The organism is Chryseobacterium sp. T20 (assembly GCF_047345655.1).
GTDB lineage: Bacteria > Bacteroidota > Bacteroidia > Flavobacteriales > Weeksellaceae > Chryseobacterium.
In genome coordinates, this window is record NZ_JBLFDU010000002.1 from 457,271 (window position 1) to 479,412 (window position 22,142).

Annotated in this window: 16 protein-coding genes; 10 read left to right on the forward strand and 6 right to left on the reverse strand. The window is 35.9% G+C overall.

The genetic code is table 11. The features are described 5' to 3' along the window. Positions 1-17: 17 nt before the first annotated feature. Positions 18-1,010, reverse strand: coding sequence for a PLP-dependent cysteine synthase family protein (locus tag ACMA47_RS07440; RefSeq protein ID WP_413929292.1), 993 nt, complete (start codon positions 1,008-1,010; stop codon positions 18-20). A gap of 160 nt (positions 1,011-1,170) precedes the next feature. Next, positions 1,171-2,400: an ABC transporter permease gene (locus tag ACMA47_RS07445; protein ID WP_079242766.1), complete on the reverse strand. Its 1,230-nt coding sequence runs from the start codon at positions 2,398-2,400 to the stop codon at positions 1,171-1,173. Positions 2,401-2,404: 4 nt separating this feature from the next. Between ACMA47_RS07445 and ACMA47_RS07450 the strand changes: the two genes are divergently transcribed. Then, positions 2,405-3,601, forward strand: coding sequence for an exo-beta-N-acetylmuramidase NamZ domain-containing protein (locus ACMA47_RS07450; protein WP_413929293.1), 1,197 nt, complete (start codon positions 2,405-2,407; stop codon positions 3,599-3,601). Here the strand turns inward: ACMA47_RS07450 and ACMA47_RS07455 are convergent, their stop codons facing one another. The 4 genes from ACMA47_RS07455 to ACMA47_RS07470 form a co-directional block, all read right to left on the reverse strand. After that, positions 3,602-3,808 (reverse strand): hypothetical protein, encoded by a 207-nt coding sequence (locus ACMA47_RS07455; RefSeq protein ID WP_105701723.1) that lies wholly within the window; start codon positions 3,806-3,808, stop codon positions 3,602-3,604. A 4-nt stretch (positions 3,809-3,812) separates the two neighbouring features. Next, a complete protein-coding gene (locus tag ACMA47_RS07460; RefSeq protein WP_413929294.1) occupies positions 3,813-4,445 on the reverse strand; it encodes a DUF3575 domain-containing protein in 633 nt (210 codons plus the stop codon). A 13-nt stretch (positions 4,446-4,458) separates the two neighbouring features. Beyond that, a complete protein-coding gene (locus ACMA47_RS07465; protein WP_413929295.1) occupies positions 4,459-5,634 on the reverse strand; it encodes a thioredoxin family protein in 1,176 nt (391 codons plus the stop codon). A gap of 183 nt (positions 5,635-5,817) precedes the next feature. Continuing rightward, a complete protein-coding gene (locus ACMA47_RS07470) occupies positions 5,818-6,177 on the reverse strand; it encodes a winged helix-turn-helix transcriptional regulator (protein WP_413929296.1) in 360 nt (119 codons plus the stop codon). 142 nt (positions 6,178-6,319) lie between these two features. On the opposite strand from ACMA47_RS07470, the gene ACMA47_RS07475 reads away from it, so the two are divergent. The 9 genes from ACMA47_RS07475 (at position 6,320) to nagB (ending at position 21,385) form a co-directional block, all read left to right on the forward strand. Further along, positions 6,320-7,264, forward strand: coding sequence for an alpha/beta hydrolase (locus tag ACMA47_RS07475; RefSeq protein WP_413929297.1), 945 nt, complete (start codon positions 6,320-6,322; stop codon positions 7,262-7,264). Positions 7,265-7,282: 18 nt separating this feature from the next. After that, complete coding sequence (locus tag ACMA47_RS07480) at positions 7,283-7,849, forward strand: cysteine hydrolase family protein (RefSeq protein WP_413929298.1); 567 nt, start codon at positions 7,283-7,285, stop codon at positions 7,847-7,849. Positions 7,850-8,068: 219 nt separating this feature from the next. Next, on the forward strand, positions 8,069-9,652 hold the full coding sequence (locus ACMA47_RS07485; RefSeq protein WP_413929299.1) for a histidine kinase: 1,584 nt from the start codon (positions 8,069-8,071) through the stop codon (positions 9,650-9,652). Between the two features lie 129 nt (positions 9,653-9,781). Next, positions 9,782-12,355: a zinc-dependent metalloprotease gene (locus ACMA47_RS07490; RefSeq protein WP_413929459.1), complete on the forward strand. Its 2,574-nt coding sequence runs from the start codon at positions 9,782-9,784 to the stop codon at positions 12,353-12,355. 6 nt (positions 12,356-12,361) lie between these two features. Beyond that, positions 12,362-15,691, forward strand: coding sequence for a SusC/RagA family TonB-linked outer membrane protein (locus ACMA47_RS07495; RefSeq protein WP_413929300.1), 3,330 nt, complete (start codon positions 12,362-12,364; stop codon positions 15,689-15,691). A 12-nt stretch (positions 15,692-15,703) separates the two neighbouring features. Further along, positions 15,704-17,023: a RagB/SusD family nutrient uptake outer membrane protein gene (locus tag ACMA47_RS07500; protein WP_413929301.1), complete on the forward strand. Its 1,320-nt coding sequence runs from the start codon at positions 15,704-15,706 to the stop codon at positions 17,021-17,023. Between the two features lie 79 nt (positions 17,024-17,102). Continuing rightward, the gene (locus ACMA47_RS07505; RefSeq protein WP_413929302.1) at positions 17,103-17,864 is read left to right on the forward strand and encodes a LytR/AlgR family response regulator transcription factor; all 762 of its coding nucleotides are present in this window, start codon (positions 17,103-17,105) and stop codon (positions 17,862-17,864) included. A 587-nt stretch (positions 17,865-18,451) separates the two neighbouring features. Beyond that, positions 18,452-19,366: a nucleotidyltransferase family protein gene (locus ACMA47_RS07510; protein ID WP_413929303.1), complete on the forward strand. Its 915-nt coding sequence runs from the start codon at positions 18,452-18,454 to the stop codon at positions 19,364-19,366. A gap of 90 nt (positions 19,367-19,456) precedes the next feature. After that, positions 19,457-21,385, forward strand: coding sequence for a glucosamine-6-phosphate deaminase (gene nagB / locus ACMA47_RS07515; protein ID WP_413929304.1), 1,929 nt, complete (start codon positions 19,457-19,459; stop codon positions 21,383-21,385). Positions 21,386-22,142 lie beyond the last annotated feature (757 nt).

Here is a 22,142-nt window from a genome sequence, read left to right on the forward strand (position 1 = left end):
ATTATGTACAAGTTAACTTATTTGTTCTCTTCCAACCAGCCCATTTCCTTCATCCACTCGTCATTGTAGATTTTTCCTACATATCTTGAACCATGGTCATGAAGTAAAACTACAATTACATCATCTTTTGTGAACTGATCTTTCATCTGAATCAAAGATGCAATTGCACTTCCTGCAGAGTATCCACAGAAAATACCTTCTTCTTTAGCCAGTTTTCTTGCATAGATTGCACCGTCTTTATCGGTTACTTTTTCAAAATGATCAATTACAGACATATCATAATTTTCAGGAATGATATCTTCCCCGATTCCTTCTGTGATATAAGTGTAAGCGTGATCATAATGAAGTTCACCTGTCTCATGAAATTCCTTCAGAATAGAACCATAAGTGTCCACTCCAATTACTTTGATGTCAGCATTTTTTTCTTTGAAGAATGTTCCACATCCAGTGATAGTACCTCCTGTTCCGGCTCCTACTACAAAATGAGTCAGTTTTCCTTCTGTCTGTTCCCAGATTTCCGGAGCGGTAGACTCGTAATGAGCAGCTCTGTTAGATAAGTTGTCATATTGGTTTACATACCATCCGTTTTCCGTTTCTTTTGCCAGTCTTTTGGAAACTGAATAATAAGAACGTGGGTCGGTAGGTTTTACATCAGTAGGGCAAACAATTACTTCAGCACCTACAGCACGAAGAATATCACATTTTTCTTTTGACTGTTTCGAATTGGTTACAAAGATACATTTGTACCCTTTGATGATGGCAGCCAGTGCCAGTCCCATTCCTGTATTTCCGGAAGTTCCTTCGATAATAGTTCCTCCAGGTTTTAATCTGCCGTCTTTTTCAGCATCTTCTATCATTTTAAGAGCCATTCTGTCCTTTACTGAGTTTCCAGGATTGAAGGTCTCTACTTTTGCTAATACTAATGCCGGAAAATCTTCACCTAATACTTTGTTAAGCTTTACCAGCGGTGTGTTACCTATCGTTTCAAGGATATTTTTTGCGTATTTCATAAATGTTTTATAAGCGGCACAAAGATAAGGCTTTTAAAATTATCTGTGCTGTGGATAACGTGTGGATAAGTTGTGGATAACGCCAAAATCAACTGAAATACAACTGATAACTTTCAATTATCAATTATCAATTATCAATTATCAATTATCAATTATTGTGTTAATTGTACTTAATCGCCTTCACTGGGGAAATTTTACTGATCAGGTAGCTGGGAATAATCAAAGCCAGTCCTGAGATAATAAGAATTCCTACTGAGATAGAGATGATCGCAATCGGATTAAGGTCTACCGGAACTGTACTTACATAATAGTTTTCAGGATTAAGTTTGATGATTCCAAAGAATTTCTGGATTAAAATCAGTCCTAATCCGATAGCATTTCCATACAAAAGTCCCGGGATCATAATAATCAGGGTATAATTGATGAAAGTGGCTCTTATCTGTGAATTGCTTGCTCCTAATGTTTTCAGAAGACCAATAGAATTGGTTCGTTCAATAATAAGAATCAGAAGAACCATAATGATATTGATAACCACTACAATCAGCATGATAATAATGATCAAAGCAATATTGGTATCAAAAATACTGATCCAGTCTGTAATCTGTGGAAATTTTTCTGTCGCTTTTTCAGCATAGTTTTTATAACCGATCAGTTTTTCAATTTCGGGAAAATCTTTGTCGATATCATTCACATTCTTAAGGAAAATATCAATTCCACCAATTTCATCAGGTTTCATATCCTGAATTTTTCTTGCATGGTTGATTCCTCCGATAACAAATTGTTCGTCAATTAGCTTGATATCAGTTCTATAAATTCCAATAACTCTGAATTTACGGTAAAGTGGTTTTTGATCTGCTTTTAAAAATACAGTAACAATGCTGTCATTTACTTTAAGATGAAGATCTTTGGCGACTTTCTGGGAAATAGCTACATCATTGTTAAATCCTTTTTCCGTTACTTTTGGTGTTGTTCCGGCAATAAGGAATTTTTTAAATCTTAAACTGTCAAAATCTTTTCCTATTCCCTTAAATATAATGCCTGCGAAATTGTGCTCATTACGCATAATTCCGGTTACCGTCACATATTTTTGAGTACTTTCCACATCGGGAAGTTCTTTTATTTTGGCAATATTCAGTCCCTGATTATCCAGTACAGAAGTATTGTATGAAGAATTCGATCGTGTAGATCTTACGGTAATATGTCCGCTGAAATCAGCCAGCCTCTCCTTGATAGCTTTTTTAGAACCAAAACCAGTGGCTACAGTAATTAAGGAAACAATAATTCCCAATGCTACGGAAAGCCTGCCAATGAAGATGATAACCCTTGAAAGGTTATTTTTGTTATCTTTGGAAAATGCTATTTTTCTAGAGAAATATAAAGGAAATTTCAAGCTTATGAATTTAGATTTCAAAATTAAAAATTTACTTCTGATTTGCCTAATTTTTTTAGGAGTATTCAACCAATATTATTCTCAGACTCAAGTTCAATCGGATTTTAAAACCGGTGCAGACCAACCTGAAATCTACTTGCCACTGTTAAAAAATAAAACGATAGGAGTGGTGACTAATCAGACAGGTCTAATGAGTGATAAAACCCATTTGGTTGATTTTCTTGTAAAAAACGGAATTAAAATCAAGTCTATTTTCGCTCCTGAACATGGCTTCAGAGGAGATGCAGATGCAGGTGCAAAAGTGAAAAATGGAGTAGATGTGAAAACAGGAATTCCAATTGTTTCTTTATATGGAAATAATAAAAAGCCAAAACCGGAGCAACTTTCAGGAATTGACATCGTTGTTTTTGATATTCAGGATGTCGGAGTGAGGTTTTACACCTATATTTCCACTTTGTCTTACCTGATGGAAGCCGGAGCTGAAAATAATGTGGAGATCATGGTATTGGATCGCCCCAATCCACATGACGGATATACTGACGGACCTGTCTTAAGAAAAAAATGGACAAGTTTTGTTGGACTTCATGAAGTTCCCGTAGTATATGGACTGACAATAGGAGAGTATGGAAAGATGGTGAATGGGGAGAAATGGCTTAAAAATGAAGTTCAGGCTAAATATACGCTTGTTCCGATGAAGAATTATCATAAAAAACAGCGTTATCAGATTCTTGATAAACCTTCTCCTAATTTGCCTAATGACAAAGCCATTAATTTATATCCGAGTCTATGCTTCTTTGAAGGTACTCAGGTTTCTGTAGGAAGAGGAACAGATCTTCCTTTCCAGATTTATGGCTCTCCATGGACGGAAAATCTGCCTTATCAGTTTACGCCAAAGCCGAGCTATGGTGCTAAAGATCCCTTTCTGAACGGGAAATTATGCTATGGAGAAAACCTATCCAATTATCCTAAAGATCTAAGAGAACTTAACCTTGAGTGGGTAATCAAAGCCTATCAAAACTATAAAAATCCCCAGCAGGATTTCTTTCTGAAAAATCTATGGTTTGATACTTTATCCGGAACTGATGAATTGAGAAAACAAATTATCGCAGGAAAATCAATTCCGGAAATTAAAGATTCATGGAAAAAAGATCTGGAAAGTTTCGAAAAGATCAGAACCAGATATGTAGTATATGAAGACTAATTAATCAAAATTTTGGGGCGGATTTTTATCATTTTTGCCCTTATTTAATATAAAGAGTCCCACAGTTAACCCCACAACTCCTGCAAAAGCCGTCATTAATGCCCTTTGTAATTTATCAGGCAGATCGTTTCCGATATAGTTCATTAAAAAGAGGATCACAAAAGTGATCACTGAAATGATGATATGATTTCTTCCGAATGGTTTCATTGTATTATTTTAATTTATAAGAAATCATGACACCACCTCTGTATGGGATGATTTCACCGCTTTTATTAAACTTTTCTGCAGAATCATAACGTTTTCCTGTAGATTTGTCATAGCCTTTATAAAATCCTTGTGATGTTCCGATTGTTCCATAAATGTCCAGATTCCAACGCTCAGATAATTGAAATTGATACCCTGCTGTAACACCCAGCATCACAGAAAATCCTTTCTGGTACAGATTGGAATTAGTAAGGATTTCTCCATTCCAGTTTTCAAAGGTGTCATCATTCCAATAATTCCATTTTGTGGCATTGTAAGCAGCTACGGATACGTTAGCACCTACATACCAATGTTTGAAAGCCTCAGTAAAGTAATATCTTCCTTCTGCAGAAATAGAGTAAAACTGTAGTTTATGCCCTCCGAAAGATTTCCATGGTGAAATGAAAACATCTCCCTGAAGGGTATATTTTGGACTGATCTGTTTTTCTATTCCAAGGTTTAAAATCCCTATCGGAGCAAATAAAGCATTCCCTTTAATGTATAAACTTTTATCCTGTCCTCCTTGTTCCTGTTCCTGCGCGCTCAACGTAGTTGCCGACAGGAAGGCTAGTACGCCTGCTGCTAATAATTTATATTTCATCCAGTATTAATGTTTATTTTATTTGCTTTAATAATTCATCTGCCAGTTGAGAATCTTTATTGCCCTGAACTGCCATATTTCTGGACATTTCAGCGTAATTTTTTGCCATTTCTTTATTTCCTGTAAGATAATAGAGTTTAGCAAGAATGTAAGTGTTTTCAGAAGTTTCGCTTCTCATGACAGATTTTTCTGCCCATTCTGTTGCTTTTTTCAGTGAAGCAGGTGTTTTCACATGATCTGCGAATATCCATGCTGCTCTCAGGATCTCGTTAGGATCAAAGGCATCAGAATTTTTATAATAGTCTAAAGCGGCTTTTTCGTATTCAGGAAAATTACTGTTCTGTTCATAATAGCTGAGCTTCGTCTGATTCAGTTTTTTGACTGCAGCTTCTTTTCCAACCAGTGGTTCGGCAGTTTTCATGAAATAGTCATCGTTGATTTTTTTATTTTTATCATCAATAGACTGTTCTACTATTTTTCCTAACTTCAGCTGAGCATCAAATTCGGTATAAGTTTCTTCAGGAAGATATTTAATAATCTCTGCTTTTCGGGATGCAAAGACATTGTAGTTGGTATCTTCTGATGACTTTACGAAGTAAAGAAGAAATCCAATTTCATCCTTTGTAAGCTCTTCAGTTTTCTTTTTATTCTGGAAATATCTTTCAGAAGCTTTTTTTGCGAATTCATAATCTGAATTAGCATTAAGCTTCATAATGTTGATCAGGAATTCCGGGTCTTTTTCCCCACTGGCGAAACGGTCTTTAAGAGAACCTTTTTTATTTCCGGGTGAATTAATGTCCTGTGCCATTGCCACAAAAAGACTTTCCTCCATATACCCAGTATTTCTGGAAACAAGTTCTCCTTCACCGTTCAGGAAAAGATAAGTAGGGTAGGAACGTACTCCGAATTTTGAAGCAATGTCTCTTCCTTCTCCTTTCTCCATATCAAATCTTGCATTAATGAAGTTGGTGTTGTAGTAATCACTTACTGCTTTCTGCGTGAATACATTTTTTTCCATCATTTTGCATGGACCACACCACGAAGCATATGCATCAATAAAAACCAATTTTTTTTCTTTCTTGGCTTTTGCAATAATATCTTTGAATGGGAGCTCCTGAAACTGGATCGCTTCCTGAGCAGAGATCGCGATGGCACAAAAAATAGATATCCCGGAGATGATCTTCTTCATTTTCAAATAAGATTTGTAGGCGAAGATAATTAATTTTAAAAATATAGCACGCTGAATCTGTGGTCTGAATGACGATATTAACTAACTTTAAGACTTATGCCTGTTTTTTTTGTCTTTCGGTTTGTGTATAAAATAAATGTTGTTCTTTAGACTTTTTCTTTAAAAAAGTATTCAGAATTTAACCTATTTTTTCTTCACTTTTTTATGTTCGTTGCCCCATACTTCAAGCTGATTCAGAACCGGAATCAGTTTTTTACCAATTTCTGTAAGCTCATATTCTACTTTTACGGGAATTTCTGCATATACTCTTTTAGTGATAAGCTCTTCCTGTTCCATTTTTTTCAGCTGAAGGGTAAGCATTCTTTCTGAGATATTGTGGATCTTATCTTTCAGTTCAAAAAATCTCAGTTTCCCATGTTTGAGATGATAACAGATGGAAAGTATCCAGCGGCCACTGATCAGATTCACGGCATATATTTCTGAACAGCTGTACTCCAGTGTTTTCTTATTTTCATTATTGGTGGATGATTCTTTAATACTCATACTTACATTTTTGTTCGTTCCAGACAATCATTTGTACGCTTGGAAAGCATAATGTTGATAGGTAAATTTACAAATAAAAACAGGACATATTCTGATGAAAAATGGTTTTGTGACTTGTTTAGTATAAAATATTTGAGATATTATGAATTTTGATAGAATTAACATTGATTTGAAAAATAGCATTGAAAATGTTCCTTATTCGTTGGAAATTGATGAAAATTTATTTTTGAATAGCCCGGAAATTATTCAGCAGGAAAGAAAAGAATTTACGAAAGCACATCCTTTTAAAAAACCGGATCATATTGCTGTGCAAGATATTTTTATACCAAGTTCAGAAGATGGATACGGGATCAGACTTCACGTATACCAGCCTGAAGATTTCAACCATGACAAGGTTCTTCTTTACTTTCATGGAGGAGGATATGTTTTCGGATTGCCGGAGCAGGTGGATAACCATATGTTTGAAATTGCAGATATACTTAAGGCAACTATTATTTCTGTTGATTACAGGCTGGCTCCCCAATACCGGTTTCCCATTCCTGTTTTAGATGGTTTTGATGCTTTACAATGGATCATAAGACATGGTGTTTCTGAGCTTGGGATTAATTCTGATCATATCACTGTTTTCGGGGCAAGTGCTGGCGGACATCTGGCAGCGGCGGTAACTCAGATGGCAGCAGATCATCATATTAAAAATATAAAACATCAGTTCTTACTATATCCTGTCATTCACAACAGGCTGAATACTCCTTCAATGGAGGAGTTTACGGATATTCCACTGTGGAATAAAAATTACGCAAAGACAGCCTGGTTGCATTTTCTGGGCGAAGAAAATAAAGATAAAAGCATTCAATATTCGGACCTTACATCTTACCATAATTTTTCCGGGTTGCCACAAACTACCATTGTTGCCTGTGAGTTGGATCCTTTAAGAGATGAAGATATAGAATATGCTCAGCTCTTATATAAAGCAGGAGTGAAAACAGAATTATGGGTAATTCCCGGTGCGCTGCATGTATTCGATCTCTTTGATTCTCCTATGAAAGATGAATATAATAAGTTTCTTATGAGCAGACTTTTCCAATGATGTATAAAATAAAAACAGATGAAGTTACGAGATAAAAAACCAGCACTGCTTCTTATTGATATTCAAAAAGGATTTCTTGATGAAAACTATTGGGGAGGAAACAGAAATAACAAAGAAGCAGAAAAATTAAGCGGAAAAATATTGGAAACATGGCGGAACCTGAATTTGCCGGTATTTCACATCAGGCACAGCTCAACCAATAGTAAATCCAAACTGCATGAATCTAATCCTGGATTTGGATTTAATGATCATGTTTTACCTCAGGATGACGAATGTGTTATTACAAAAAATGTCAACAGTGCCTTTATAGGAACGGATCTGAAAGAAAAATTAGATCTTCAGAAAATAGACACTGTGGTAATTCTGGGAATTACGACCAATCATTGTGTTTCCACTACAGCAAGAATGGCGGGAAATTTTGGATATGAAACCTATGTGATTTCTGATGCTACGGCAGCTTTTGACAGAGTAGGGATACATGGAGAAAAATATGAAGCAGAATTGGTTCATCTCATGGCATTAGCTAATCTTAGTGAAGAATTTGCCACCATCCTGAATACCGAAGAATTAGTAAGAAAGTTGTAGAAAAAGTTAGAATCTGAATACATTAAAACTACCATATTTTTGGTAGTTTTTTTATTTTTTTTGAAATAAATAGCTGAAAATACATGTTTTTGTTTAAAGAATAAGCTTACATAATGGTGGTTTTAAAGATAAAAATAATTCACTTTTCAGTCCTGAAATCTTTGTTATATCTTTGCAAACGAATAATTTATATGTTGAGGAACCTACAATTTAGAGAATTTGATTATTAATTTTAAGCACGCTTTATCCAAAAAGTCCATTTATATTACTGCTTTGTCTGCCTGCCTGATTGCTGTGGCAGCATTTGCTGTTCTGAGTCTTCTGATCACTGAAGACAGCCGTAAAAATACCGATGATTTCGCAAAGAAAACATTCTTCCGAAAGTATGAATCCATAGAACATGAATTCAGAAATATTGAGGATTATCAATATCTGCTTCGTGCACTGATTCAGAAAGACGGTCTGAAGAATTATAAGGATTATTCTTTGGTTTTAAATGATTTAAACAAAAAAAGGAATCTATTGCCTTATAGTTGGTATTATTATGAAAACAGTGACTCAGGAAAGTCTGAGAGCAATAATCCCTTATCTGATATTTTCAAGAAGACAGATCATAAAGAGAATTCTATTGTGATAAAAAATAACGGTCCGGGACATTTCAAAGACCTTTTGCTTACCAAAAAGGACAGCATGTATTGGATTAGTTACGATTCTTTGGTACTGCCTGATAAAAACAAATTGTACTATGGCTCTACCGTGAGCCTGGATGACCTTCATCAATATTTTATTAACGTGGATAAAAGTTCCAATACTTACGCCTATGTTTTTACTAAAGAAGGAATCTGTATTACCCATCCGGAAAAAAAATATATTGGGAAGAATATTTTTGACTTTACAGATATTAAAGCTAATGATACACTGACCAGCAAAACTGAAGCAGGATATACCAAAGGAACAGCAGTTTCAGAATATCTTGGAGTGGAGGTAACACGTTTTATAAAGCCATTGAAGACTGATAATTTTGATGGATATACGGTAGTGAATCATGTGAATTTTATTATTGACGAAAATATCAGCAAGATAAAAACCTATACTGTTTATATTTTTCTGGCAGCGTTGTTTCTCATTGTAACGGTATTCATATTGTTCCAGAGAGCAACCAGCCTGGCGTATCAGGAAAAAGAAAAAATACAGTCTGAGAAGAATTTATTATTAGTAGAGAACGAAAAGATGCACAAAGCAGAAGTGATCAATCAGCTTCAGCAGCTTAAAAATAATATCAATCCACATTTTCTTTTCAATTCATTGAATTCCCTTTATATGCTGATCGGGATTAATAAGGAAAATGCACAGAAGTTTACCATGAATCTTTCTAAGATTTACAGGTATCTTATAGTGCCTCCTAAAGATAATATTGTTCCGGTTTCGCAGGAAATTAAATTTATACAGCAATACATGGAACTTCTGAAAAGCAGGTTTGATGAAGAATTGAAGTTTGAATTGATTATTAATGCTCCGGAAAGTCTGGAAAAAAGAATTCCCTATTTATCTCTTCAGATTGTCACGGAAAATGCAACCAAACACAATATTGCAACCATAGATCAGCCTCTGGAAATCATCATTACCGTTGATGAAAATGGGATTACGGTAAAGAATACCTGGCAACCTAAAGAAGAAACAGTACAGGGAGAGAAATTCGGAATTGATTATTTGAATCAAATTTATGGATATTTTAAGAATAATCTTCTTCATATTTCTGTAGATGGTGAATATTTCGTATGTTTTTTGCCTTTAATGGAGTAAAAATAAAATCCATTCACTCCCGAATTATCACCATTCACTCCCTAATATTATATATATGATTCACGATACCTATAGCTTTGCTTACTGAAACTAAGATATTTACTATTTGGAATGAATCGGACTATTTTAATGAAGAATTACAGGCTCGCACTGTATCTCGGTCTTGCTATGGCTTCACCAATGGCAATAGCACAGAAGAAAGATAAAGATACAGTAAAGGTCAATAAGGAGAAAACAGACAAGACAGACGCTTCCTCGTCAAAGAAAACAAAAAAAATTGAAGACCTGATTAAAAAGGGAACCTATAAAAAAGGACTCTTTAATACCATTCAGGTAAAGACGGATATTTATTTTGAAATTCCTGACAGTTTGATGGGACGTCAGTTTTTGGTGGTTAACAAACTTTCTCAGGTACCTATGCAGGTTAATGAGGCAGGTTTAAACAAAGGAATGAATTATGAAAATAAGGTCATCTCTTTTCACCGCGATCCTGTAGCTAAAAAAGTATGGGTAAAAACGGTGGTGCCTAAAGTGTCATCTCCAAAAAATGATGCCATTACAAAATCTGTAAAAGACAACTTTTCAGAATCTGTTATTGAAGTTTTTGACATTGAGGCACAAAATAATGACTCTACAGCGGTAGCCATTAAAGTGAACAAAGTTTTTGATGGGAATCAGAAAAGTTTTAACGATGTGTTGGGCAATGTAGGATTGGGAGGATCTGTGAAATCAAGTCTTTCTTATATAGAAGGAGTGAAAACATTTCCTAAAAACCTTGTGGTGAAATCTCAATTGTCTACTTCTGTCAATGAGGGTGGGGTAGATCTTCCGGTAACTTTAGGCGTTACAACCAATCTGGTTCTGCTTTCTAAAATACCGATGAAACCAAGAGTAGCGGATTCAAGAGTAGGATTTTTCTCTGAAAAACACTGGTCGTTTAATGACAACCAGCAAAAAATGGATGAAAAGTTTTTCATTACTAAATGGAATCTTGAACCTAAAGATGAAGATAAAGAAAAATATTTAAGAGGAGAGCTGGTAGAGCCTAAGAAACCGATCGTTTATTATATCGATCCGGCAACTCCAAAACAATGGCGTGAGAAAATCATTGCCGGAGTACATGACTGGCAGGCGGCGTTTGAGCAGGCAGGATTCAAAAATGCAGTGATTGCGAAAATGCCGGATGAGAAAGATGAAGATTTTGATATTGATGATGTAAGATATTCTGTGATTACTTACGCCGCTTCGCCAAAGTCAAATGCAATGGGACCATCAGTAGTAGACCCGAGAAGTGGGGAAATTATCGAAGCAGATATCATCTGGTGGCATAATGTAATGACTTCTCTTCATGACTGGATGAGAATTCAGACAGGGCCTATTGATCCAAAAGCAAGAGGAAATAAATTCAGTGATGAACATATGGGGGAAGCCATCCGTTTTGTTTCATCTCATGAAGTAGGACACACTTTCGGATTGAAGCACAATATGGGAGCATCCTTTGCATTCCCGGTAGAGTCGCTTCGTTCCAAAGAATTTACAGACAAAATGGGCGGTACGGCACCTTCCATTATGGATTATGCACGTTACAATTATGTAGCTCAGCCGGAAGATGGCGTTACAGCAATCACTCCGAAAATTGGTCTTTATGATAAATATGCCATAGAGTGGGGGTACCGTTGGTATCCGGATGAATTCGTAGAGAAAAAAGCACTGAAAAACTTAATTGAAAAACACGAAGATGACCCGATGTATTTCTACGGTGAGCAGCAGAGCTACCTGGAAACCATTGATCCGCGTTCGCAGTCTGAAGATTTAGGTGATGATGCGATGAAAGCCAGCGAATACGGAATCAAAAACCTGAAAGTGGTGATTAACAACCTCTTGAAATGGACCTATGAAGATGGTAAAGAATATACAGATGCCGGAAAACTGTATCTGGGAGTGATCGGGCAGTGGGATTTGTATACAGGTCATGTGATGGCGAATGTAGGAGGGATTTATCTGAACAATACTGTTTTTGGTAATAAGAAGAAAGCTTACGAAGCGGTACCTGCAGAAATTCAGAGAAGAGCGGTTGATTATCTTGTTAAAAATGCAATCAATCTTCCGGAATGGTTATTCTTTAATTCGATTACAGAAAAGACATATCCGGTTAAAGATTCACCAATGGGACCATTCGAGCAGACGCCGTATACCCTGGCAAGAGGAATGCAATATGGAACTATCTACTCCTTATTGATGGATGACAGATTGTTGAGGTTACTTGAAAACGAGATGAAACACCAGGTTTCAGGATCTAAAGAAGAGATTTACACCGTTGAAAATTTATTTGATCAGGTAAGAACAGCCATTTTCAGTAAAAAAGGAAGCCTTACAATGCTTGAAAAGATGACCCAGAAAAACTATGTGGATGCTTTGATTGTTTCGGTAAACAAACTATTTGAAAAGACGGCAGTGAAAGGATTGAAAGTAGATGATACTTTGAATATCCCGACCATCTGTAATTTCCATGAAGATGATCACGGTTTGAGGAATATCAATTATTCATCTATGAAAAGAGTATCTGAAGTGACAACTTACAAGAGAGCAGAGCTTCAGAAAGTTCTGGACTTACTGAACAGAACAAGGTACAGAGGTGATGATGCTTCCAGAGCACATTACACAGATTTAATCATTCGTATACAAGAGGCTTTAAACAAATAAACGGCAATGAAAAAAACTCTAATACTTTTACCTCTTTTGGCTGCTAATATAGCAATGGCCCAGCAAAAGAAAACCATCACCGGGAAAATTGAAGATGCAAATACATCTAACATTATTACCGGTGCATCTATAAAAATCGAGACACAGTCGGTCTCTACAAAAACAGAATTAGAAGGAATTATCGAAAGTGTATCTGTAGGTACAGTGACAGATAAGGACGGAAAATTTATATTGGAAATCCCTGCTGATACAAAAACGGTATCGGTAAGTTATCCTGGGTATGAATCCAGAGTCATTCAGCTTAACGAAGGGCAGACCAACTATACCATCAGATTGACTTCTGAGATTTCGGATAAAAATAAAATCCAGGAAGTTATCATCACCGGATATCAGAAAATTGAAAAGCGTAAGCAGACCTCAGCGGTTTCTACAGTGAAAATGGACAACATCAGCCAGGCTGGTGTTGCCAGTGTAGACCAGATGCTGGCAGGACAGATTGCCGGTGTGGCAGTAACTCCTGAAACGGGAGCTCCGGGAAGTCCGGCGAAGATCAGAATCAGAGGTACAGCTTCTCTTTCCGGTCCTCAGGACCCGCTATGGGTAATTGACGGTCTTCCGTTAGAAGGAAATGATGTACCGAACTTTACGGATAAAGACAATATTGACCAGCTTCAGAACTTTTCTATCGCAGGTTTGAACCCTAACGATATTGAAGATATTACCATCCTTAAAGATGCTGCAGCAACAGCTATTTATGGAGCAAGAGCAGCCAATGGAGTTATCTCCATTACCACTAAAAAAGGAAAGAAAGGAAGTCTGAAACTGAACTTCTCAGCAGATACTTTTGTGACATCACGTCCTGACTTTGATAAACTAAACCTTTTAAATGCCTCTGAAAAAGTAGATCTGGAATTGATGCTTGCCAAGCGTGCAGATCTTACGTACCGTGCAGATAAAGGAGAAGTAATGAGAATTCTGACTCAAAATAGCCAGCTTGATGCTTTCAGAAACGGAGGTTTTGATGCATTGAATTCATTGACTCGCCAACAGATTAACGGTTTAAGAAATAGCAATACAGACTGGGGCAAACTGTTGTACAGAAATGCCATCAACAAACAATACGGATTAAGTGTTTCCGGAGGAAGTGACCGCGCAGATTACTATTTCTCCCTGGGATACTATGATGAAGAAGGAACAACTATCGGTACAGGTTTTAAGCGTTATAACCTGACTTTAAAAAACAACTACAAATTAAGCGATAAGTTAAATGCAGGAATCTCTATTTTCGGAACGCAAAGTGAACGTACCTCTTTTGTAACGGATGCTGATGCTTCAATAAACCCGGTTAACTATTCAAGAAATGCCAATCCATATCTGAGACCTTTTAATGCAGACGGAAGTTACAACTATGATAAAGATATGGATGGTTTTGAAGACCGTTATATTCCTTTCAACTTCCTGGAAGAAAGAGAGAATACCAACTATTCACTGAAAAATAACTCTTTGAAAGCGATTTTAGATTTAGAATATAAAGCTTCAAAAAGTTTAAGATTTACCTCTCAGTTAGGCCTTCAGTATGATGCTAATAAAACAGAGAAATTTGCAGCAGAGAATACCTACTTCACCAGAAAAATGAGAGAAAATACCCGTTACTATAAAGACGGTAAATACAATTACTTTCTACCGGCTGGTGCGGTAAAACAAAACTGGGATAATGATTTCTTCCAATACAATTGGAAATTGCAGGCAGCGTACAGCACAAAAATCAATAAGCATGAAATTGATTTGATGGCTGGTACAGAAATCCGTAAAACAGAAGATAACACGACTATCACGAGAGCTTTCGGATACGATCCTGCAACAAGAAGAGTCACAGCAATCGTTTTCCCGAATTCAAGTTTTGCAGCGGATAAAAGATATGAAACCTACCGTGAAGCAGCTCCTATAGAGAATGCTTATGCGTCTATGTTTGCTACAGCTTCTTATACTTATGATCAGAAATATACATTCTTTGGAAGTGTGAGATATGATGGTACTAACCTGTTTGGAGTTAACAAAAAGTATAAATACCTTCCAATCTGGGCCGTTTCAGGATCATGGCTGGTAACGAAGGAAGACTTTATGAAAAATATTTCTGCGGTATCCAACCTTAGACTGAGAGCATCTTATGGTCTTCAGGGAAATATTGACAGAAACACCTCGCCATTCTTTATCGGTGAATATAATGATGCTACAATTCTTCCGGGAGGAAAAGAATCCATTATCAATGTTCTCAGCCCTCCGAACGATAAACTGAGATGGGAAAAAACTACCAATACCAACTTAGGACTTGATTTAGGATTGTTCAATAACCGTGTAAGCCTTACCGCTGATGTCTACAGCAGAAAAGGAACGGATATGATCAGTATGAAAGAAACTCCTTTGGAAACAGGTTTTGAATATACGATGATGAACTGGGGAAGCTTAACCAATAAAGGTTTTGAATTGGCCATATCTACCAGAAACATCAATCATGATAATTTCAAATGGACAACCACCATCAACTTTGCTCACAACAAGAGTAGAGTATTGAGCGAGCAGCCGCGTGATAATGCATTGCTTCCATCAAGAGAAGGACTTCCTGTAAATGCTGTTTTTGCTTTGAAAACCGCAGGAATGGATGAACAGGGAAACCCATTATTCTGGAAAGGAGATCAGAAGATTTCAGCAGCAGAATTCTTTAAATTATATGATGTATATGCAGATTTCCTACCAGGGCAGCTTGTTGATACCAAACTTTCAAATGCGGAGCTAAGAAGTCTGTTTACTTATGTGGGAGACAGAGATCCTAAGTTTACCGGAGGTATTATCAACACATTTAAAGTAAGTAATTTTGACCTTACCATCTCTGCAACATTCAACCTGAAGCAGACGGTAATGAGAACACCTTCTTACCGAGGTATGGAGCTGGACAGAGGAAGAAACTACACAAGAGATATTTATGAAGCTGGAGGTTCGCTTCCGGGAATTACAAGTCCTGATATGGAAGCTAACCCGGACGGATGGATGGCGAATAAATGGTTTACCGGAAACCGTTCAAATGCTTACAGCTTACTGGATGTATGGGCAAAAGAAATCAGCTATATCAGAATCAGCAGTATCCGTTTGGGGTATACACTTCCTAAAGAATTTACAAATCCGATGGGAATCAGTAGTTTGAGACTGAGTGTTGAAGGACGTAACCTGTTTGTATTCAGTAACGGATATAAAGGATATTTCGACCCGGAAACCTATGGTAATATTTATGCACAGCCTATCACCAAGTCGGTGACCGTAGGATTTAATGTTTCTTTTTAAAACTTGAGAAAAATGAGAAAAATTACAGCAATCATAGCACTTGCAGCAATCAGCTTTATCAGTATCGGATGCGACAGGTTTTTAGATATTCAGCCGGAAGGGAAAGTGATTCCTACGACTACTGAAGACTATAGAAAAGTCCTTACATCTGCATATTCAAAATATCCTGTTCACAAATCACTGGTGGCCCTTCGTACTGATGAGGTGAATATTGATGATAATTCGGCAGATTTTATTTCCTATCGTGAAATGGCAATGTGGAAAGATGCTAATAATGATCAGGCATCTACAGAATTTCCATGGGTAAGCTTTTATTCCGTGAACTTCTATCTGAATCAAATTATCAATGAAGGAAGCAAAACCATGCAGGATTCTCCTGAAAAGAATCAGATTTTAGCAGAAGCGTATGCTCTTCGTGCTTACCTGTATTTTGATATGGTGAATTTATATGGAAAGCCGTACAATAGTGCTACAGCTTCTACGGACAGAGGAGTTCCTATCAATCTTGAGATTGATCTTGAGCAGGTATTGAAGCCATCTTCTGTACAGGAAGTATACACACAGGTTCATGCAGACCTTAAAAAGGCTGAGGATCTGATGGTAGAGCAGAAGCAGGCACTGGGAGTCAATTATAGATTTTCAAAAACAGCATTGCTGGCATTTGAGGCAAGAGCTGCTCTATATGAAGGAGACTGGAATAAGGCTTTAAACTATGCAGATCAGGTATTGGCAGTAAAAGGAGAGTTGAGCAATTTAAATACGGTCAACACTCCACCCAACCATTATGCTTCTCCGGAATCTATTATGGCTTTGGATAATACATGGGATAACTCTATAAAGAACTTATCTTTTGCATCTCCGGAACTTATTTCTTCATACAATTCTACTGCAGATAAAAGGTTTGGCATGTATTTTGAAAAAAATGGTAGTAAGTATAAAATCACCAAAGGAGGAAGTTTAGAATTCAAAGTGTCTTTCAGAACTGCAGAGCAGTATTTTATAAAATCTGAAGCATTATTAAAGTTGAACAAACTGGCTGAAGCTAAAGAAACACTTCTGAAAGTATTAAAAAATAGATATACTCCGGATGGATATACTTCAGTACAAAATGCAGTAAACTTAATGGATTCTACAGCATTTATGACCTTTATTCTGGATGAGAGATTCAGAGAATTTGCTTTGGAAGGACAAAGATGGTTCGACTTAAGAAGAGCAAATCAGAAAAAAATAAGCCATATTATTAGTGGCAAAGAGTATATTCTTCAGCAGAATGATCCGCGATATACCATTGAATATCCAATGAGTGCGAAGAAGAATAACCCTAATTTATAGAACTTCATATCAAATTCAATACAGAGGAAGCCGCTTGAACTTAATTGTTTCAGCGGTTTTTTTGTACTTTTGCATCGTTATGAAAATTGCCATTATAGAAGATGAGCTGCTGGCTGTGAATTATCTGAAAAATCTTTTAGATACACAGAGCATTGTCCCTGTTACAGAGACTGTTATTCTTCGTTCCAAAAAACAGGCAATTGATTTCTTTGAGAAAGACTCGGCAGATCTTATTTTTATGGATATTCATCTTGGAGATGGAATGAGCCTGGAAATTTTTGAACAGATAGAGCTTTTTACCCCGATTATTTTCATTACCGCATTTGACGAATATGCCATGAGGGTTTTCAGGCATTTCACCATTGATTACCTTCTGAAACCTTTCGAGGAAGAAGATTTGCATAAAGCTTTACAGAAATTTATTTCCATAAGAAATAATTTTGATCCTGAACCGGTTCTTAAATCTATTTCATCACTGCGACAGGCAGGCGATGAGGTCATGAAACGTTTTATGGTAAGAGAGGGAAATAAACTCAAATCAATAGATGAACATAACACCGCTTATTTTTTTGCCTCCGGGAAATACCTTTTCCTGACTACTAAAGATCATCAGACCTATATTTATGATGATACCATTAAAGATATTATTCAGAAGCTGAATCCTGAAATTTTCTTTAAAATAAACCGCAAGTTTATCATTAATAAAGACTCAGTTTCAGAAATTATCAAACATTCCAGCCAGAAAGTAGAGCTTAGGCTCTCACCGGAACCGGAAGTGAATACTGAAATTTTTATCAGTAAAATGCAAATTGCTGAATGTTTAAGCTGGCTGAATAAGTAATTCTATTTTTTTGTTATAGAAATGAATGATCATTAATCAGTTATTTTACTGTGTAGTCAGAAAGCACCCGAAACATTTCTTACCATTTGATCCTTATCTGATGAATTGATCTCAAATGTGAAAATTATTAATCAAAATAATAAAAAATATCTACTACACTGGTACTACATCATTTGTTATTGTTTTTAATATGTTGATCTTTAATATGTTGTATTTTATTTATTAATTATATATAATACACTGATTATAGAATTAATTGCTATTTTGTAGCAAAATTTTTATTTGCAGCTTTTACTTTCGTTTTTAAAACTTAGCCCACTGTGAGCAGTGCATCAGTTTAAATTAGACCTTATTACTTTTTATTATTTTTACAAGGGTAAATTATTGTAAATCAATTGTGTAATATTGTAGTGTATCTCTGTAGTACCTGTTCTTTTTGTTTTTTATTGAAAAATATATAAGTTTTGTATAAGGTTTCATTTTATGAATTTGTAGTGTTTTTTTGTATGAAACTTTAAGATTGCTTAAGAAAATCCTCGAATATAGATAATAGTTTTCAAGATACTTATCCAGAATTTATTAAAGAAATGAATACAAATCACCATCCTACACTCATCGTTTTAGCAGCCGGAATGGGCAGCAGATACGGAGGCCTTAAACAGTTAGATATATTTACTCCACAGGGAGATACCATTATAGATTTTTCTTTATATGATGCATTGCAGGCTGGTTTTAAGAAGTTTGTTTTCATTATCCGTAAAAGTTTTGAAAATGAGTTTAAGCCATTAATAGAAAAAAAAATAAAAGGAAAAGCTGAAATAGAGTATGTGTATCAGGAGATTGATAGTGTTCCTCTGGAATATCTAAATGCAGAACGTACCAAACCCTGGGGAACAGGGCATGCTTTACTGCTTACTAAAGATGTGGTACATGAAAACTTCGCCATTATTAATGCTGATGATTTTTATGGAAGAGATGCCTTTATGGTGATGTATGATTTTCTAAAAAAAACAGATATCAACTCTTATCATTTTAGTATGATAGGTTATTTACTGAAAAATACGGTTTCAGACCATGGCTATGTTTCCCGGGGTGTATGTGATGTAGATTGTAATGGAAACTTATTAAATGTAACAGAAAGAACATATATAGAGAAAAGTGAAAACGGGCTAAGGTACAAAGAAGAAGACGAGAGTTTTACAACAATTGAAGAGGAGGCAACAGTATCTATGAATTTTTGGGGGTTCACACCCAGGTGTTTTGAATTTGGCAATGATTCTTTTATGCGTTTTTTAGAGAAAAACAAAGAGAGTTTGAAAGCAGAATACTATTTGCCAACTTTGGTTGCCGACAGTATAGCATCCGGAAAAGTTAATGTAAAATTACTGAAATCTAATGACAGGTGGTTTGGAGTTACCTATCCTGAAGATAAAGAAATTGTACAAAAAAGGATTTCAGAATTAAGAGAGAAGAAGCTGTATCCGGAGAATTTATGGGAATAATCTGAGATTACAATTAATGTAAGCATTCAAAAGCATATCCTTCCAATTAGATATAAATTTAATTTTAGCACTCCCCAAAACCAAATTAATATGTTAAAAAGCACAATAGATTCCTCTACAGGATTCGAAAAAAGATTTGAAAAGATAGAAACAGTTATTTTCACGGATTCGCTTTCAGCTTCAAAATCTGTAGCAAAAGAAATTTCTGATCTTATACGCGTCAAGCAGTCTCAAAAACAACCTTGTATTTTAGGGTTGGCTACAGGATCTTCACCCAAGAGCTTATACGCTGAATTGGTGCGAATGCACAGAGAAGAAGGCCTGAGCTTCAAAAATGTGATTACTTTCAACCTTGACGAATATTATCCTATGGAACCGGATTCCGTACATAGTTATGTTCGTTTTATGAAAGAGTTATTGTTTGATAAAGTAGATATTCTTCCTGAAAATTATCACATCCCTGACGGAATATTATCCAAAGAAGAAATAGCAGATTATTGTACAGAATACGAACTTAAAATAGAAGCCTTAGGCGGAATAGATCTGCAGATTCTGGGTATTGGTGGCAATGGTCATATCGGGTTTAATGAATCGGGTTCCCTACAAAATTCCAAAACCCGTCTTGTAGCTTTAGATCATATTACAAGAGTAGCAGCAAGCAATGAGTTTTTAGGACTGTCAAATACTCCCAGAACAGCTATTACATTGGGCGTGAAGAAAATAATGGAAGCGAAAAGGGTAATACTTCTGGCTTGGGGTGAATCTAAATCAAATATTATAAAAGAGTCTGTAGAGGGCCCTGTTACCAATCTGGTGCCGGCTTCCTATCTGCAGGAACACAAAAACGCAACTTTTGTATTAGATCAGGCAGCTGCTCATAAACTTACCCGAATTAATACTCCATGGCTGGTAGAAAAAATAGAATGGACTGATGCATTAATCCGAAAAGCAGTTTTGGGGTTAGCCCAAAAAATAAAAAAACCAATATTGATGCTTACCGATTCGGATTATATAGAAAACGGAATGAGCGATCTGTTGGCAGATAAAGGGCCAGCCTACACTATCAATATTCAAATTTTCAATAAATTACAACACACCATAACAGGATGGCCAGGTGGTAAACCAGGAGCAGATGACAGCAATAGACCAGAAAGGAAAACCCCGGCCAAGAAAAGAGTTCTTATATTCAGTCCACATCCTGATGATGATATTATTAGTATGGGTGGAACTTTCATAAGGCTGCATCAACAAGGGCATGAGGTTCACGTGGCTTATCAAACCTCCGGAAATATAGCCGTAGCAGATTCTGAAGCATTGCGATTTGCAAATTTTGTATGTGACTACAACGAAATGTTTGGTATAGAAAATAATGCGGCACAAAAGATTTTTGACAAAGCCATCAAGTTTTTGCAAAATAAGAAAAATAGTGATATAGACATTCCTGAAGTAAGACATATAAAAGGCTTAATAAGAAAAGGAGAAGCAAAATCCACTTGCTATTACGTAGGAATACCAGACAGCCAGATTCATTTTTTGGAAATGCCCTTCTATGAGACCGGCAGAATAGAAAAAAAGCCATTAAGTACAGAAGATATAGAAATTGTAACAGATATAATAGACAGAGTAAAGCCACATCAAATATATGCGGCTGGTGATTTAGCAGATCCTCATGGAACGCACAAAGTATGTTTAGATGCTATTTTTGAATCTGTTAAAAATTTAAAATCGAAGGAATACATGAAAGATTGTTGGTTATGGCTATATAGAGGAGCATGGAAAGAATGGTCTATAGAAGAAATAGAAATGGCAGTTCCTCTAAGCCCGGACCAGATTTTGGAGAAACGCTATGGAATTTTCAAGCATCAATCTCAAAAAGATGGAGTCGTATTCCAGGGAACAGACATGAGAGAATTCTGGCAAAGAGCAGAAGAAAGAAACAGAGAAACAGCAGAGACCTATCATAAAATGGGGCTTGCTACTTATGCTGCTATGGAAGCTTTCGTAAGGTGGAAATTCTAAAAAATTGAAATTCAATAAACAGGGTAAACAGAAAAATACAAATTCTGGTAAATACCGTAAATGATGTAGAACAAATTTCACACCCTAAAAGTTTGTGAAGGGAGTATTATGGCTATATTTCAGAAATTTTAAGCAATTTGCAAAGTTTTTGGGTAATTGTACTCGAAATTCTTTGCACTCTATTCCATGCTTTGATAAGAAGTAATTCTTCACCAATACAAAATCTATAAATCTAATTTAGGTACACCTTGTTGTACATCTTTTTGATGTAATTAATGATGGTTTGGGAAGCCTTTCTAAACTTATTTACAATTCTTTTTTTTCAATCCAAAAAAACTTTAAAGCCAAAGATGTTGAAGATATCTTTCAATGTTCTTTGGCTTATAATTCATTATTAAAAACACAAAACAGAAGCGAGTAAAACATACTTTTTGCGTGAGAAATGTTGCTATGGAACAGCAAAAAGGTTACCTGAAACATTTTGAAAATGAACTTTAAACTTGCTTCATGAAGATTTCTTAACCTTTAAAAATTAACATTAATATTTAATTGTTGATCCCTTGGAATAAAATAAAAACACTGATATAATGCATGTTATCAGTGTGTTGTGTGTTATTTTTCTTAAAAAACAAAAAAAGCAGGAATTAAGTCTTTCAACCATCATCAATTTACAGGAGGCATTTTAACAAGGTATATTCTAATCATTTTCAAACTGGTGGTAAAGGGATAAAAACTGGTGGTTACTAGTATGGAGGTG

Excerpts from the sequence above, each read along its gene's own strand:
- ACMA47_RS07440 (WP_413929292.1), bottom strand. The coding sequence starts at position 1,010 with ATGAAATACGCAAAAAATATCCTTGAAACGATAGGTAACACACCGCTG.
- ACMA47_RS07450 (WP_413929293.1), top strand. The coding sequence starts at position 2,405 with ATGAATTTAGATTTCAAAATTAAAAATTTACTTCTGATTTGCCTAATT.
- ACMA47_RS07455 (WP_105701723.1), bottom strand. The coding sequence starts at position 3,808 with ATGAAACCATTCGGAAGAAATCATATCATCATTTCAGTGATCACTTTT.
- ACMA47_RS07460 (WP_413929294.1), bottom strand. The coding sequence starts at position 4,445 with ATGAAATATAAATTATTAGCAGCAGGCGTACTAGCCTTCCTGTCGGCA.
- ACMA47_RS07465 (WP_413929295.1), bottom strand. The coding sequence starts at position 5,634 with ATGAAGAAGATCATCTCCGGGATATCTATTTTTTGTGCCATCGCGATC.
- ACMA47_RS07470 (WP_413929296.1), bottom strand. The coding sequence starts at position 6,177 with ATGAGTATTAAAGAATCATCCACCAATAATGAAAATAAGAAAACACTG.
- ACMA47_RS07475 (WP_413929297.1), top strand. The coding sequence starts at position 6,320 with ATGAATTTTGATAGAATTAACATTGATTTGAAAAATAGCATTGAAAAT.
- ACMA47_RS07480 (WP_413929298.1), top strand. The coding sequence starts at position 7,283 with ATGAAGTTACGAGATAAAAAACCAGCACTGCTTCTTATTGATATTCAA.
- ACMA47_RS07490 (WP_413929459.1), top strand. The coding sequence starts at position 9,782 with ATGAAGAATTACAGGCTCGCACTGTATCTCGGTCTTGCTATGGCTTCA.
- ACMA47_RS07495 (WP_413929300.1), top strand. The coding sequence starts at position 12,362 with ATGAAAAAAACTCTAATACTTTTACCTCTTTTGGCTGCTAATATAGCA.
- ACMA47_RS07500 (WP_413929301.1), top strand. The coding sequence starts at position 15,704 with ATGAGAAAAATTACAGCAATCATAGCACTTGCAGCAATCAGCTTTATC.
- ACMA47_RS07505 (WP_413929302.1), top strand. The coding sequence starts at position 17,103 with ATGAAAATTGCCATTATAGAAGATGAGCTGCTGGCTGTGAATTATCTG.
- ACMA47_RS07510 (WP_413929303.1), top strand. The coding sequence starts at position 18,452 with ATGAATACAAATCACCATCCTACACTCATCGTTTTAGCAGCCGGAATG.
- nagB (WP_413929304.1), top strand. The coding sequence starts at position 19,457 with ATGTTAAAAAGCACAATAGATTCCTCTACAGGATTCGAAAAAAGATTT.